Origin of the sequence: Microbacterium aurantiacum, assembly GCF_040532595.1 — a bacterium.
Classification (GTDB): Bacteria; Actinomycetota; Actinomycetes; order Actinomycetales; family Microbacteriaceae; genus Microbacterium; species Microbacterium chocolatum_B.
Map to the genome: position 1 here is coordinate 936,670 of NZ_JBEVYX010000001.1, position 15,680 is coordinate 952,349.

The 15,680-nt window shown below is 72.0% G+C and carries 12 protein-coding genes; 11 read left to right on the forward strand and 1 reads right to left on the reverse strand.

Annotated elements, in window-relative coordinates; all coding sequences use genetic code 11:
• Positions 1-174 precede the first annotated feature (174 nt).
• From ABXJ56_RS04540 to ABXJ56_RS04550, 3 genes are all read left to right on the forward strand, one after another.
• Positions 175-1,509, forward strand: coding sequence for an ABC transporter substrate-binding protein (locus ABXJ56_RS04540; protein WP_353998530.1), 1,335 nt, complete (start codon positions 175-177; stop codon positions 1,507-1,509).
• Between the two features lie 65 nt (positions 1,510-1,574).
• Positions 1,575-2,525 carry a carbohydrate ABC transporter permease gene (locus ABXJ56_RS04545; RefSeq protein WP_353998531.1) on the forward strand — a complete coding sequence of 317 codons (951 nt, stop codon included), beginning with the start codon at positions 1,575-1,577 and terminating at the stop codon, positions 2,523-2,525.
• Complete coding sequence (locus ABXJ56_RS04550; RefSeq protein WP_353998532.1) at positions 2,519-3,385, forward strand: carbohydrate ABC transporter permease; 867 nt, start codon at positions 2,519-2,521, stop codon at positions 3,383-3,385. The genes ABXJ56_RS04545 and ABXJ56_RS04550 overlap by 7 nt, the downstream gene beginning before the upstream one ends.
• A gap of 120 nt (positions 3,386-3,505) precedes the next feature.
• On the opposite strand, the gene ABXJ56_RS04555 is transcribed toward ABXJ56_RS04550, so the two are convergent.
• Positions 3,506-4,369 (reverse strand): AraC family transcriptional regulator, encoded by an 864-nt coding sequence (locus tag ABXJ56_RS04555; protein ID WP_353998533.1) that lies wholly within the window; start codon positions 4,367-4,369, stop codon positions 3,506-3,508.
• 129 nt (positions 4,370-4,498) lie between these two features.
• Between ABXJ56_RS04555 and ABXJ56_RS04560 the strand changes: the two genes are divergently transcribed.
• The 8 genes from ABXJ56_RS04560 to ABXJ56_RS04595 all read left to right on the forward strand — a co-directional run bounded on the left by ABXJ56_RS04560 (position 4,499) and on the right by ABXJ56_RS04595 (position 15,669).
• Positions 4,499-7,810, forward strand: a complete 3,312-nt coding sequence (locus ABXJ56_RS04560; protein ID WP_353998534.1) for a DUF5107 domain-containing protein — start codon at positions 4,499-4,501, stop codon at positions 7,808-7,810.
• Positions 7,807-9,117 carry a cellulase-like family protein gene (locus tag ABXJ56_RS04565; protein ID WP_353998535.1) on the forward strand — a complete coding sequence of 437 codons (1,311 nt, stop codon included), beginning with the start codon at positions 7,807-7,809 and terminating at the stop codon, positions 9,115-9,117. Before ABXJ56_RS04560 ends, ABXJ56_RS04565 begins: the two co-directional genes overlap by 4 nt.
• Positions 9,118-9,277: 160 nt before the next feature.
• Complete coding sequence (locus ABXJ56_RS04570) at positions 9,278-10,309, forward strand: LacI family DNA-binding transcriptional regulator (protein ID WP_353998536.1); 1,032 nt, start codon at positions 9,278-9,280, stop codon at positions 10,307-10,309.
• Positions 10,309-11,307: a LacI family DNA-binding transcriptional regulator gene (locus ABXJ56_RS04575; protein WP_353998537.1), complete on the forward strand. Its 999-nt coding sequence runs from the start codon at positions 10,309-10,311 to the stop codon at positions 11,305-11,307. Before ABXJ56_RS04570 ends, ABXJ56_RS04575 begins: the two co-directional genes overlap by 1 nt.
• 93 nt (positions 11,308-11,400) lie before the next feature.
• On the forward strand, positions 11,401-12,747 hold the full coding sequence (locus ABXJ56_RS04580) for a Gfo/Idh/MocA family oxidoreductase (protein ID WP_353998538.1): 1,347 nt from the start codon (positions 11,401-11,403) through the stop codon (positions 12,745-12,747).
• Entirely contained in the window at positions 12,744-13,688 is a 945-nt protein-coding gene (locus ABXJ56_RS04585; protein WP_353998539.1) for an NAD-dependent epimerase/dehydratase family protein, read from the forward strand. The genes ABXJ56_RS04580 and ABXJ56_RS04585 overlap by 4 nt, the downstream gene beginning before the upstream one ends.
• Positions 13,685-14,584 carry a 5-dehydro-4-deoxyglucarate dehydratase gene (locus ABXJ56_RS04590; RefSeq protein ID WP_353998540.1) on the forward strand — a complete coding sequence of 300 codons (900 nt, stop codon included), beginning with the start codon at positions 13,685-13,687 and terminating at the stop codon, positions 14,582-14,584. The genes ABXJ56_RS04585 and ABXJ56_RS04590 overlap by 4 nt, the downstream gene beginning before the upstream one ends.
• A complete protein-coding gene (locus ABXJ56_RS04595) occupies positions 14,581-15,669 on the forward strand; it encodes a mandelate racemase/muconate lactonizing enzyme family protein (protein WP_353998541.1) in 1,089 nt (362 codons plus the stop codon). The genes ABXJ56_RS04590 and ABXJ56_RS04595 overlap by 4 nt, the downstream gene beginning before the upstream one ends.
• Positions 15,670-15,680 lie beyond the last annotated feature (11 nt).

Below are 15,680 nucleotides of genomic sequence, written 5' to 3' on the forward strand. Positions count from 1 at the left end.
ACGGATGCGACCCGAACCTCACGCGCACCGGGTACCTAATCGGCGAGGCTCGGACCATCGGATCGTCCAGGCATGCCCGTGCATTCCCCATGTTTCCGGCGACGGCAGCCCTCTAGCCTCGACGGGAATCATCCAAGAGAGGGATGGCTCACACCGCATTGCAAGGGAGCAAGAATGTCCACGATCACACGGAGGCGCCGGGGCACAGCAGGCCTTCTCGGCGCCGCAGGATTGTCCGCCGCGCTCGTCCTCTCGGGTTGCACGAGCACCGGCGATGAGGGTGGGACGAGTGACAACGGGGAGCCCGCGCAGATCACGTTCCAGTCCTGGGTTCCCAACATCGACCGCGCGGTCGATGCCTTCAACGCCTCGCAGGACGACATCGAAGTCACGCTCGAGACGATCACCGCCGGTCCCGACGGCGGGTATGCGACGATGCTCGCTGCCGTCCAGGCGGGCAACCCGGCGGACGTCGTCCAGCTCGGATATGACGCCATTCCCGACTTCCTCATCAACGACGCACTCGAGGACATCTCGCCCTACGTCAACGACTCCGAGAATCTGTTCGTGCCGTGGCAGTGGCAGACCGGCGCCTTCGGTGACGGCGTGTACGCCGTGCCGCAGGCATCCGGTCCCCTCGGGCAGTTCTACCGGAAGGACATCTTCGATTCGCTCGGTCTCGAGCATCCGGAGACGTGGGAGGACTACTACGAAGCCGCGAAGGTCATCCGGGCATCCGATCCGGACCGCTACATCGCGGCATTCGCGTTCAATCAGGCCCCATGGCTGATCGGACTGTCGCAGCAGGGCGGGGCCAACTGGTTCACCGCCGAGAACGACGCCTGGACTGTCGACATCGACGGGGAAGAGACTCTGCAGGTCGCGGAGTTCTGGCAGCGCCTGATCGACGAGGACCTTGTCAAGATCGTCGCCGACATGTCGAGCGAGTGGAATGCCGACATCCAGAACGGGAACATCGTGTCCTGGATCTCCGGTTCGTGGGCCGACGCCATCGTGCGCGGCACCGCCCCCGACACGGCGGGCAGCTGGGCCGTCGGCGGGATACCGCAATGGGAGGCCGGCGAGGATGTCTCGGCCACGTGGGCCGGAGGCTCGGCGAGCGCCGTACTCCGGGGCTCGGACAACCCCGAGGCGGCGGCCGAGTTCGCGCTGTGGCTGAACTCCGATCCGGAGAGCGTGAACATCCTCACCAACATCGGTGCAGGATGGCCGGCGATCGCCGACACCAGCGAGATCTCGGTCCTCCAGGACGACCCCGAGGTGTTCGCGTTCTACGGCGGACAGGACATCTGGGATGTCTTCGCGGCGTCGGACGCCGCGGTCGACACGTCGTGGACGTGGCCGCCCCTCTCCTCGACCCTTTTCGCATCGTTGAGCGACAACGTGTCCGCGGCGGTGGATGCGGGCACACCGATCGCCGACGCCTTCGTCGAGACACAGGCCGACATGGTGGCGGCCCTCGAAGAGCGCGGCATCGCCGTCGACTGATCTCTGCGGTTCGGGGAGGAGGCATCCGAGGCTCCTCCCCGAACCTCCGGCCCGAAAGCACACTCGTGATCGAATCATCCGTCGCTGCGCCGGACGCCGCGCAGCTTCCGCCACCTCGCACCCATCGACGCCGCCGCCGGTCTGCGGCGATGTGGGTGCTCGTCCTCCCGTTCGTCGTGATGTTCGCGCTGTTCTTCGTGGCACCGATCATCTACGCCGTCGTGCAGAGTCTGTTCACCACCCGTTCGAGCGGTCTTGGCTTCGGCGCCCCCGAGACGACGTTCGTCTTCCTGGAGAACTACGTCCGAGCGCTGTCGAACAGCGACTTCGTGGCGAGCATGGGGCGTCTCGTGCTCTTCTCGGTGATCCTCGTGCCGATGATGGTGGTGACGGCTCTCGGATTGGCCCTCCTCCTGGACTCGGGCAAGGCCCTCGCCCCCCGCTTCTTCCGTGTGTTGTATTTCGCGCCCTACGGCGTGCCCGGCGTCGTCGCCACTCTCCTCTGGGGATTCCTCTACATCCCTGCGACAAGCCCGATCCTCCAGGTGCTGTCATCAGTGGGAGTCGACATCAATCCCCTGGCGTCAGGAAACGTCCTCTTCGCGATCGCCAACATCGCTCTCTGGGGGTTCGCCGGTTACAACATGGTCATCCTGATGGCGGCTCTGCACGCCATCCCCTCCGAGTTGTACGAAGCAGCCCGGATGGACGGCGCGTCTGCATGGTCGACCGTGTGGCACATCAAGCTGCCGCTCGTTCGACCATCGATCATCCTCGTCACCGTCTTCACGATCATCGGGACGCTGCAGCTCTTCGTCGAGCCCCTCGTTCTGCAGCCGCTGACCACGGCCATCAGCTCGACGTTCACGCCGAACCTCGCCGCGTACAACCAGGCCTTCGCGCAAGGCAACCCCAACCTCGCCGCCGCCATGGCCGTCATCGTCGCCGCATTGGGCTTCGTGTTCTCATTCGGCTTCCTTCGCATTGTGAACCGAAAGGGGAACCGCGCATGGTGACCCGCACCCGCAGGCCCGCCTCGGACCCGGTCGGAACGACGGCCGTGACCATCGTGCTCGCGGTCGCGGGCATCTACTTCGCGCTGCCGCTCGTGTGGGTCCTCATCGCCGCGACGAAGTCGCCCGGCGATCTGTTCGCCACCTTCGGTCTGTGGTTCTCGGATTCACCGCAGGCATGGCAGAACCTCACGACCCTCTTCTCCCAGGAGAACGGGGCCTTCGTCCGGTGGATCCTGAACAGCATCCTCTACTCCGGTGTCGGCGCGTTCGTCGCCATGGTCTTGTCGGCCGCGTGCGGCTATGCGATCGCCAAGTTCTCATTCCGAGGACGCGAGGCGCTCTTCTCGACCATTCTCGGCGGGGTCCTGGTGCCCGCGACGGTGATCGCCCTGCCGCTGTACTTCCTTCTCAACACCGTCGGGCTCACCGGCACGTACTGGGCGGTGCTGTTGCCGAGCATGGTAAGCCCGTTCGGGGTGTACCTCGCGCGCATCCATGCGAACGCAAGTGTTCCTGACGAAGTGGTGGAGGCTGCGCGGTTGGATGGCGCCGGCGATCTGCGGATCTTCGCGACGATCGCGACCCGCATGATGGCGCCGGCGATGGTGACGATCTTCCTGTTCCAGTTCGTGACCATCTGGAACAACTACCTCCTGCCGCTGGTGATGCTCAACGACACGCGGACGTTCCCGGTGACCCTGGGGCTGACCCTGTGGAACTCGCAGACGCAACGCGATCCGATGTTCTACCAGCTCGTCGTCACCGGGTCCGCTGTGTCAGCCATCCTGCTCGTGGCTCTCATGATCGCCCTCCAGCGCTTCTGGCGGGCCGACCTCACGGCCGGGGCGACGAAGGGCTGATCACCACACTGCACCCCGGCATCCGCTCGCGCTCACCGGATGCACCTCGTTCACTTGTCGCGTCCTGCGGGTCCGGACGCGGCGCGACCCGCAAGACGCGACAAGCGAACCGGAAGGAGCTCAGCCCTTGCGGTGGGCGCGATAGGCGGTCGGACTCGTGCCGTGGATCTTGCGGAACTGGCGCGAGAAGTAGAACGCGTCGTCCACGCCGACCTGTCGCGCGATCTCGGCGACGGTCAGGTCGGTCGTGTCGAGAAGGCGCCGTGCGCGCGCCATCTTCAACGACAGATGATGGGCGACGACGCCCCCGCCGGTCGCCTGTCGGAACAGCGCGGCGAGGTGCGACGGCGACACCCCCACAAGCGCGGCGAGCTCGCCGACCTGCACGTGCCCGTCGACCCGCTCCTGCAGGTACCTCATCGCACGCTCGACGGGCGTGCCGTCCTCGGGCAGCAGGCGATCGACGGCGAGTTGGGTCATCAGCCGCCACGCCATCCCGCTCGTCGCAACGAGGCGGGCGGGTGTCATATCGCGTTCGAGCGACGAGACGATCTCGTCCAGGAGCGCGGTGATGCGATCGAGCGCCCGCAGAGACAGCAGGGGCGTATCGGGACGGATGCCGCAGGCCTCGACCAGCTCGGAGACATCGCTCCCCCGAACGTGCGCCCACCAGATCGTCCAGGGGTCGCCCTCCCCTGCCCCGTAGGCATGAGGAGTCCCGGCGGGGAGGACGATCGCGCCGCCCGGTCCGACCCGCACACGGGATCCTCCGACCTCGAGCCACCCCGCGCCCCCGACGCACACGATGACGATCGTCTCGGCCGCGCCCGTCTCACGGTGCCGGCCGTGCTGATCCGCTCGCGGGAAGTACCCCGCGTCCGTCACGAGGATCCGCCGCGTCACCCCGCGCGCGAGCGCCGCATCGACGAGCGGCCGCGGCACGACGACGAGCCGCTGATGGTCGAAGCCGTCGGCGCGTTCCATGGCGGCATCCTCCCACGCGACGACAACGCGTCCACACCCTCCGGAGCCCCGGTAGGAATCAGCGGATCGTCCAGGCCTCGCACGCGATCACCCATGGTCCCGCGGGCGACGTCTCCGTACAGTCGACCCGTGACTCCCGACGACGATGCCCCGAGCCGCATCGAGCTCCCCGCCGCACCCACAGATCAGCAGGCGATTCTCGACGCCGGCGGCGTCGCCTGCTGGAGCGAGCCGCTCGAGATCGACACGTACGAGGCCGGCGCCCCCGACCCCTACCCGCTGTTCCTCGATCGCCGCGTGTACCAGGGGTCGAGCGGGCGGGTGTATCCGATGCCGATGATCGACCAGGTCGCGCACGACAAGCGGCCGCGGTCGTGGCGGGCGATCCACCTCGAGAACGCCTATGTCCGGCTGGTGCTGCTGCCCGAGCTCGGCGGGCGCATCCACATCGGCTACGACAAGATCGCCGGGTACGACTTCTTCTACCGCAACAACGTCGTCAAGCCCGCCCTGGTGGGCCTCGGGGGGCCCTGGATCTCGGGCGGCGTGGAGTTCAACTGGCCGCAGCACCACCGCCCGGCAACCTTCCTCCCGGTCGACACGCGGATCGAGCGCGAGTCCGACGGCGCGGTCGTGGTGTGGCACAGCGACCTCGACCCGCTCCAGCGGATGCGCGGCACGCACGGCATCCGCCTGCGTCCGGGTTCATCGCTCATCGAGGCGGAGGTCACCCTCCACAATCGCACCGATACCATCCAGACCTTCCTGTGGTGGGCGAACGTCGCGGCGCGCGCGCACGAGCGGTACCAGTCGTTCTTCCCCGACGATGTCGCCTTCGTCGCCGACCACGCCCGACGCGCGGTCACGGCCTTCCCGCGCGCCGACCGGCCCTACTACGGCGTCGACTACCCCGCGCTCGCCGCCGCCACCCCGGGCGCCGACCGCATCGACGTCTACAGCAACATCCCCGTGCCGACGTCCTACATGATCACCGACACCGACGACGCGTTCTTCGGCGGCTACGACCACGCCGCCGACGCCGGGTTCGTGCACTGGGCCGACCCGGCGCTCTCACCCGGCAAGAAGCAGTGGACGTGGGGCACAGGCGAGATCGGGCGCGCGTGGGACGCGCAGCTCACCGACGACGACGGCCCCTACGTCGAGCTGATGGCGGGGGTCTACACCGACAACCAGCCCGATTTCGCGTGGCTGATGCCGGGCGAGACGAAGCGATTCAGCCAGTTCTGGTACCCGATCCACATCATCGGTCCGGCCCGCCAGGCGACGACGGATGCCGCGGTGTCGGTCACCGGCGACGGATACGTCGGGGTCCTCGCCACCCGCACCCGGTCCGTCGTGGTGTCGGTCCACGACCGCGACGGGAACGCCCGCACGCACGCCGCCGCCGTCGGCCCCGCCGCGCCGCTCCGGCACCGCTTCGACGACCTCCCCGGGGAGATCACGCGCGTGACGGTGCAGGATGCCGTCACCTCCGAGGGTCTGGTCGAGTGGCGCGCGCGCCCCCTGCCCACCGACGAACCGTGGGTGGCGGCGGCCCCGCCGCAGCCCGACGAGATCGCGTCAATCGACGAACTGCTTGTGACGGCCACGCACCTCGAGCAGTACCGGCATCCGACGCGGGATGCCGTGCCCTACCTGCGCGAGGTGCTCGCGCGCGATGCCGGGGACGCGCGCGCCGCGACGGCGCTCGCCTCCTGGCACCTCCGCCGGGGCGAGTACGACGCGGCGGAGGTGCTCCTGGAGACGGCTCTGTCCCGCCAGAGCCGGCGCAACCTCAACCCGCGCGACGGCGAGTCGCTGTACCTCGCCGGTCTCGTCGCCGAGCGCCGGGGCGACCTCGACACCGCGGAGCGGCGGTTCGCCCGCGCCGCCTGGAACGCCGCGTGGACCGCTCCGGCCAACCTCGCGCGCGCACGCCTCGCCCTGCGGAGCGGACGCGACGCCGACGCGCGGCGGCTGGCCGCCGGCGCGGGCGACATCCCCGAGGCACGCCGGCTGGTCGCGCTCGCGCTGGTCCGCGGGGGCCGAGCGACCGACGCCGCGGCCCACGCGGGGCGGCTCATCGAGGAGGATCCGCTGGATGCCGGCAACGCGATCCTCGCCCGCACACTCGGGCTCCCGGCATCCGTCGCTCTGCCGGACCCGGCCGTCGACCCGCGGGCGCTGATCGACGTCGCGTGCGAGTTCGCCCGCGCGGGCGCGTTCGCCGAAGCCCTCGCGGCGACGGAAGGCGACCCCGCCGCCACGGCGCATGCCCCCGCCGCATTCGGCAACATCGCGCCGCTCGGGCACGTGCTCCGCGCCGCCTGGGCGGATGCCGCCGGCGACACCGCGACCGCCGAGGCCGAGCGCGGGGCCCTGGCGCGGGCCTCGCTCACCCTCGCCTTCCCCGCCGGTCTCGACGCGTACGACGCCCTGACCGCCCTCGCGGCATCCGCCTCCGCCTCGGGGGCACGCACCGTCGCCCGTGCGCTGCGTGGGATGTGGCTGCTGGATGCCGAACGCGACGCGGACGCGCTCGCCGACCTCACCGCGGCGACGGATGCCGGACTCGACGATCCTGTCGCATGGCGCAACCGCGCGCTCGCGATCGTGCGCACGGGCGGCGCCCTCGACGACGCCGATCGGGCGTTCGCCGCGGCGATCGCCCTCCGCCCCGACGGCCGGCTCCTGTTCGAGCGCGACCTCCTCGCCGCGATCGCGGGGCGCACGTCCGCCGAACGCCTCGCCCGGCTCGAGGCCCACCCCGACGTGCTGGCGACCCGGGACGACCTCGCCCTCGCCCACGTGACCCTCCTGCTCGACGCCGATCGCGTCGACGATGCCTGGGAGATCCTCACGACGCGCACCTTCCGTCCCTTCGAAGGGGGCGAGGGCCGGGTCATCGCCGCGTACGACCGCGCGGCGTGCGTCCTGGCGCGGCGCCTTCTCGATGCGGACGAGACGGATGCCGCGCTCGCGCTGCTCGAGGAGGGGATCGTCGCACCTCCGCACCTCGGCGAGGGCCGGCATCCGGCCGAGCGTCCGACCGAGCGCCTCGTCCTCCTGGGCGATGCCCATGCCGCGGCCGGCGACCGCACCGCGGCGCGGGGCGCGTGGACGGCCGCGTGCTCGCCGACGCCGTACGCCGTCGCCGAGCGCACCCTGGGTGAGGCGGAGGTGTGGGCGGGGATCGCCCACACCCGCCTCGGCGAGCACGACCGCGCCCGCGCCGTGTGGGACGCCCTCGACGCGCGGGCCGACGAACTCGATCGCGCGCGCGACGATGTCGACTACTTCGCCACGTCCCTCCCCGAACTCGTCGTGTTCGACGTCGACACGGCCGCCGCCCGCGCAGCGACGGCCGAGCGCCTGCGCGCAGGCGCCGCCGCGGGACGCGCGCTCACGGATGCCGCCAGCGCCGAAAGGACACCCGCATGAGCGACCGCTACCTGGGCTCCGGCACCGTCCCCGAGATCCGCGAGGGCCTCACCGGCACCGTGCCCGCGCACCTCCCCGAGCGTCTGACGATCACCCTGTGGGACTTCTCCTGGTACACCCGCGCCGGGAGCGGCGACGTCTACGCCGACCTCGACGCGGCGGTGGCGGACGCCGCCGCCCTCGGCTACAACGCGCTCCGGATCTGCGCCGCGCCGCTGCTGCTGTTCGGCGACCTCGGCCTCGACGCCCACGCCCGCGCCCTCGCGATCGAGGGACTCGGCGCAGCGCCCGGCGGCGGGTTCTACGGCCAGCGCACCCGATGGTACGACGCCCCGGGCGGGTACACTCTCGACCTCCGCGCGCACCTGCTCGCCCTGTTCGCCGCGTGCGAGCGGCATGGCCTGGTCGTCATCCTCGCGAGCTGGGAGTACCAGCAGTCCCCCGCGTTCGCCGCGTCGCCGGCGTGGTTCGACGCGATCGACGCCGTCCCCCTCGCCGAGCGCTACCGGGTGCTCGCCGCCGCGTGGGACCGAATGATCGCGTTCCTCACCGCGGAGGGTCACCGCGAGCGCATCGCGCTGGTCGAGCTCCACAACGAGATCGACTTCTCGATCCTGCCCGCCCTGGCCGACGGCGGCGTCGAGCAGGTGTCGTGGCTGCTGTCCCGGCATCCGGATCTCCTCGTCACCGCGAGCTACGGCAAGCCGCCGCACCTCGCGATGCACCGCGTGCCCGAGGGCATCGGCGCCGCGCAGTTCCACGTCTACAGCTACGGCGTGCTGGACGCGCTGCAGAAGAGGATCGACATCCGCTCGGAGGGGAGCGCGGGCTTCCCCAATGCCGCGTTGCGCGCGCTGCTGCGACCCGACGCGCCCACGGTCGCGGCGTACGGTCGGGCGGCGGAGTGGAAGTACCGCGCGACCGTCGTCACGGATCAGATGATCTACGGGTACGACTGGGTGGACCCGGATGCCTGGGACGGGTGGTTGCGAGAGCGCGAGGGCCCGTACCTCGAGGTGATGCGGCGGGAGATCGAGTCGCGCGTCATCGCGATCGCGGACTGGGCCCGCGCGCAGCGGATCCCCGCGCTCGTCGGCGAGGGATGGGTCGGCTACACCCCGCTCCACGGCACGTTCGAAGAGGGCCCCACCGGTCGCGCCCTCGCCGAGCACGGGATCGACACGGCGCTGGAGTACGGCGTATGGGGCGTGGTGCTGTGCTCGAACGCCGCGCCGCACCATCCGATGTGGGAGCTGCGCGCCTGGCAGCGCGCGCAGAACGCGCGTATCCTCGCCCACCCCGTCTGACGCACCCCGTTCAGTGGCGCCTTCGCGCGGGTCGAGGTGGCGCACACCCGCACGAAGGCGCCATCCAACGAGACGGCGCGACGAGGGGCGGGCGACACGCGGGAGGTAAGCGTTTCCTGACGCCGGGCATCCGCGGGGGCGGCGCTCTAGACTCGGGCCCGTGAGCGAGATCACCGCGCCTTCCCGGAGCGCTGCCACCCTGCACGACGTGGCGCGCGAGGCCGGAGTGTCCCTGGCGACCGCGTCGCGCGTCCTGAACGGATCGACCCGCAAGGTCGCCGAGAGCTACCGCGAGCGCGTCGAGGCGGCCGCCGAGAAGCTCGGCTACACCGCGAACCTCTCCGCGCAGGCGACCGCGCGCGGCACGTCCGCCATCGTCGCCCTTCTCGTCGCCGACATCGCCGACCCCTACTTCGGCCAGCTGGCCTCCGGCGTCGCCCGCGGCGCCGACGAAGCGGGCCTCGTCGTCACGATCGCCATCACCGAGCGTGATGCCCAGCGCGAGACGCGGTTGGTGCGGGCCCTCCGCGGCCAGCGTCCGCGGGGACTCATCCTCGCCGCCTCCCGCACCGACGGACCGGACTCCGTGGGACTGGATGCCGAGCTCGCCGCCTTCGCGGCCGGCGGCGGGCAGATCGTCTCGCTCGGACCCGACGGCCCCGGACGCGCCGTGTCGGTCGACAACGTCGGCGGGGCGACGGCGCTCGGCGCGCAGCTCGCGGCGCTGGGCTACGCGCGCGCGGTCATCGTCGCCGCGGGGATCGGCATCCGGACGTCCGACGATCGCGTCGCGGGCTTCACCGCCGGCTTCACCGGAGCCGGCGGTGAGATCCAGGAGGTCGTGCGCGGCGGATTCACCCGCGACGCCGGCTACGACACCGCCCGCGCGCTCCTCGAGCGCGGACTGGAACCGGGCACCCTCGTCTTCGGCATCAGCGACGTGGTGGCGATCGGCATCATGTCGGCGGTGCGGGATGCCGGACGCCGCGTGGGCGCCGACATCGCCGTCGCGGGTTTCGACGACATCTCCACCGGCCGCGACATCCGTCCGGGGCTGACGACGGTGCGCGTACCGCTGGAGGACCTCGGCTATCGCGCCCTGCACGCCGCCGTCGACACGGAGTGGGCGCCCGACCCGCAGCCACTCCCCCTCGAGGTGATCGTGCGCGGGAGCACGCCGCCGCGCACCTGATGGCCCGCCGCCCCGCCGTCGTCACGATCGCCGACGTCGCCGCGCGCGCCGGCGTCTCCCTGTCGACCGTCTCGCGCGCGCTGAACGGCAACCCGACGGTCGATCCGGCGCTCGCCGAACGCGTCCGCGCGGCCGCCGCCGAGCTGGACTACACCGCCAACCCGTTGGCGCGGAGCCTCGTCTCGGGCCGGACGCAGACGATCGCCGTCGTCGTGCCGGATCTCGCGAACCCGACGTTCCAGACGATCCTGCGGGGCCTCGGCCGGGCCGCCGCCGCGGACGACTTCCACGTGCTCGTCTCCGACTCGGCCGAATCCGTCGATGCCGAGCGGACCCTCGCCACCACGACGCGGCGCCGCACCGACGGCGTGATCCTCTGCGCCCCGCGGATGCCGCAGCCCGACCTCGACACCCTCGCGGCGACGCTCGCGCCGCTCGTTCTCGTCAATCGCACCTCGGGCGACGTTCCGAGCGTCCGCGCCGACTACGGCGCCGCCCTCCGCGCGCAGCTCGACGACCTCCGACGGCTCGGACACCGCCGCATGGTCCACCTCTCCGGGGCCCCGGGCAGCGCCTCCAGCGCACAGCGCGCGGCGGCGCTCGACGCCTTCGCCGCCGCGCACCCCGACATCGACCTGCACCGCCTCCCCTGCGGCGTGGACGCGGATGCCGGGGCCGCCGCCGCGGACGCCGTGCTCGCCTCGGGCGCCACGGCCGCGCTCGCGTTCAACGACCTCGTCGCCATCGGCCTCCTCGACGCGGTCCGCCGCCGCGGATGCCGCGTCCCGGACGACCTGTCGATCGTGGGATTCGACGACATCCCGTTCGCCCGCTTCACCACGCCCGCCCTCACGACCGCCGCCGTCCCGGCCGAAGACCTCGGGCGGGAGGCCTGGGCGCGCATGAGCGCGCTCCTCGCGGGCGAGGCTCCCCCACCCTCGCTGACGCTGGTCCCGGAGGCCGCCGTGCGCGCCACATCCGGTCCGCCGCCCGCCTGAGCGGCATCCGCCGCACGGCATCCATCACACGATCGGGCGAGCGCTTTCCCACATCTCCTGCTACTCTGAGAAAACGTTTCCTGAAGGAGAGAGATGCCCCGTCGTCGCTACGCCCTCATCGGTGCGGGCCACCGCGCGCACATGTATGTCGACGCCCTGACGGGTCCCTACGCCGAGACGGCCGAACTCGTGGCGATCTGCGAGCCGAACCCCGTCCGCGCCGCGTACCACGCCGACCGCGTCCGGACGGCGACGGGGGCAGCCCCCGCCGTCTACGGCCCCGACGACCTCGAGCAGATGATCCGCGCCGAGAGCGTGGACCGCGTGATCATCTGCGCGCGCGACGACCTGCACGCCCCGCTCATCGTGCGATCGCTGGATGCCGGCGCCGACGCGGTCGTCGAGAAGCCCCTCACGATCGACGCCCCGAGCGCCGCCGCCATCGAGGACGCGATCGACCGCACCGGCCGCGAGGTCGTCGCCACGTTCAACTACCGCTACTCGCCGCGGAACTCCGCGCTCCGGGAGCTCATCCAGCGCGGCGACATCGGCCGTGTGACCTCGGTCGACTTCTCGTGGATGCTCGACACCAAGCACGGCGCCGACTACTTCCGCCGCTGGCACCGCGAGAAGGAGCACTCCGGCGGGCTGCTCGTACACAAGGCCAGTCACCACTTCGACCTGGTCAACTGGTGGATCCGCTCCGAGCCGCGCCGCGTGTTCGCCTCGGGCGGCCTCCGCTTCTACGGCGCCGAGAACGCCGCGGCCCGAGGGGACGACGCGGGCGCGCGCGACCGCGACCTGTTCGGTCTCGACCTCCGCCAGGACGCGGTGCTCGGCGCGCTGTACGGGGATGCCGCCGCGCACGACGGCTACCGCCGCGATCGCGACGTGTTCTCCGAGGGCATCACGATCGAGGACAACCTCGCCCTCGTCGTCGACTACGCCTCCGGCGCGACGCTCAGCTACTCACTCAACGCGCATGCCCCCTGGGAGGGCTACCGCGTCGCGGTGAACGGCACCGCGGGTCGCGCCGAGCTCGAGGTCGTCGAACGCGGCGCGGTGCTGCCCGACGAGGGCCTGCACCCGGTGCTCGATCCGAGCGCCACGGATGCCGGACCCTCCGGATCGCTCCGCGCGGAGGGCGAGCGCCTCCTCGTGCAGCGGCACTGGGAGGCCCCGCGCGAGGTCGTGATCCCCGACGCCGGCGGCGGCCACGGCGGCGGCGACCGTCTGCTCCTCGCCGACGTCTTCGAGGGCCCGGGGGACGATCCGCTCGGCCGCCCGGCGGACTGGCGCGACGGCGTGCGCTCCATCGCCGTCGGGATCGCCGGCAACCGCTCCCTCGAGACGGGCCAGGCGGTGCGCGTCGCCGAGCTCGGCATCCGTCTCCTCGCCGAGACACACGCGAGCGCGAACGCCAGGCACCCGTCGCCGTGAGCCGCATCGTCGTCACGGGTGGCTCCGGTCGCCTCGGCCGCACGGTCGTGGCGGGTCTCGCCGCCGCCGGGCACGAGGTCGTGAGCCTCGACCGTGCCCACCCCGATGCCGCGGCGTCCGCCGGCGGCGCGGTCACCCCCATCGCGGTGGACCTCACCGACGCGGATGCCGCACGGCACGCCCTCGCCGCGGCGCGCGCGGACGCCGTCATCCATCTCGCGGCGATCGCGGTGCCCTTCAGCGCCCCCGAGGACGTCATCCTCCGCACCAACACCACCCTCGCCCTCAACGTCCTCGGCGGGGCGGCACGGGCCGGCATCCGTCGCGTCGTCACCGCCTCGAGCCCCACCGTGCTCGGCTACGGCGCCCCGAACGGCTGGCTGCCCGAGCGTCTCCCCCTCGACGAGACCACACCGCCGCGCCCGTGGAACGCGTACGCGCTGTCGAAGCTCGTCGCCGAGCAGACGATTGCGATGCTCGCGCGCGAGGTGTCGCCCGACATCCGCTTCGCCGCCTTCCGTCCCTGCTACGTCATCGCGCCCGAGGAATGGGAGGGCGCGCCCACCCAGCAGGGCAACACCGTCGGTGAACGCCTCGACGACCCCGCCCTCTCGGCGCCGGCTCTGTTCAACTACGTCGATGCGCGCGACGTGACCGGTTTCCTCGAGGCGCTCCTCCCCGCGATGGGCGATCTACCGCCCGCCGAGGTGTTCTTCGTCGGCGCCGACGACGCGCTCGCCCGTACCCCGCTCGCCGAGCTCCTTCCGCGATTCCTCCCCGGCTCGGACGCGCTCGCGGCCGAGCTCACCGGCACGATGCCGGCGTTCTCCTCCGCGAAGGCGGAGCGGATGCTGGGCTGGCGCCCGACGCGTTCCTGGCGGACCGAGCTCGCGGCCTCCGACTCCTCCCCGCCCGCATCCCGAAAGGACGTGCCGGCATGAACCTCGACGGCATCCTCTTCTTCCCCGTCACCCCGTTCGACGCCGCCGACCGCGTCGACGAGGAGGTCCTCGCCGCGCACGTCGCCGCCGGTCTCGCCCACGCGCCCGGCGCGGTGTTCCCCGCCTGCGGGACGGGCGAATTCCACGCGCTCTCCGAGGGCGAAGCGTCGCGCGTCGTGCAGGTCGCGACGGCGACCGTCGCCGGACGCGTCCCGGTGATCGCGGGCACCGGCGGCCCGCTCGCGCACGCCCTCCGCCTCGCGCGTGCGGCGGCGGATGTCGGGGCGGACGCCCTCCTCGTCCTCCCGCCGTACCTCGTGGGCGGCCCGCAGGCCGGACTCGTCGCGTACGTCGAGGCCGTCGCCGCCGCCACCGACCTCCCCGTCATCGTCTACCACCGCGGCACGGCGCAGTTCTCGGTCGACAGCGTCCGCGCCCTCGTGCGGAACCCGAAGGTCATCGGGTTCAAGGACGGCGTCGGCGACGTCGGACTCGCCCAGCAGATCGTGCGCGCCGTCCGCGCCGCCGGCCGCGACGACGTCGCGTTCTTCAACGGACTCCTCACCGCGGAACTCACCCAGGCCGCGTACCGCGGCATCGGCATCCCGCTCTACTCCTCGGCGGCGTTCGCGATGATCCCCGACGTGGCGAACGCGTACTACCGCGCCTACATCGACGGCGACGAGGCGCGGCGCCTCGCCCTCCTCGACGGCTTCTACGCCCCGCTCGTCTCGCTCCGCGACGAGACACCGGGATTCGGCGTCTCGCTCATCAAGGCGGGCCTTCGCCTCGGTGGCGTGGCCGTCGGCTCCGTCCGGGCCCCGCTGGTGGACCCGACCCCCGCGCAGGAGGCGCGCCTCGTCGACATCCTCGCCGCCGGACGGGCACTGCTGTGATCACCCTCCGCTCCCTCGACGCGCGGCTGGTGCGCGTTCCGCTGGCACGGCCGTGGGGACCGGATGTCACCTCGGTCGGCATCGTCGCGACCCACGCGGTCCGCAGCGACGGCGCGGAGGGCTGGGGCTTCTCCTGGACCCCGCAGATCGGCGCCGAAGCGGTGCACGCCCTGCTCGTCAACGACATCACTCCGGTCGCCGTCGGCGGTCCCGGCGAGCCGGGCGAGGGGTGGCTCCCGACGTGGCGACACCTGCACGAGGCGGGCGGCGGCGGACTCACCACCATCGCGCTGGCCGGTCTCGACCTCGCCCTGTGGGATGCCGCCGCCCGCGCCGACGGCACCTCCGTCTCGGGGTGGCTCGGTCCGCAGCGCGACACGGTCCGCGCGTACGGCAGCGGCGTGAACCTCCACTACTCGATCGACGAGCTCGTCGCCCAGGCCGAGCGGTGGACGGATGCCGGATTCGATGCGGTGAAGGTCAAGGTCGGGAAACCCGACGTCGCCGAAGACCTCGACCGCCTGCGCGCGGTCCGCGCGGTGATCGGCCACGACCGTGCGCTCATGATCGACGCGAACCAGCGGTGGGAGCTCGACCAAGCCACCGCCGCCCTCGAGGTCCTCGCGGAGGTCTCCCCCGCGTGGATCGAGGAGCCGCTGCGAGCCGAGGACCTGTGGGGGCATACCGAGCTCGCGCGCCGGCTCGCGGATTCGAGCGGAATCCCGATCGCCGTCGGCGAGAATCTGCACAGCGTCCACCGGTTCGACGAATACCTGCGGGCGGGCGCGGCGCAGATCGTCCAGCCCAACATCGTCCGCGTCGGCGGGATCACCCCGTTCCTCGGCATCGCGGCGATCGCCGCCGAGCACGGCGCCGCCCTCCATCCCCATCTCCTGCCCGAGCTCTCGACGCAGATCGCGCGCACGCTCCGAGCGACCCCGGGTGTCGCAGCGCCGATGGTGGAGGACGTCGAGGATGCGGGCTTCGGCGACCTGGGCGCCCTCCGCGACCCGTCGCCGGTCACCGTCCGCGACGGATTCGCCGTCGAGAACGACCACGCGGGGCTCGGCATCCGCTTCCACTGAGCCCGCTTTCC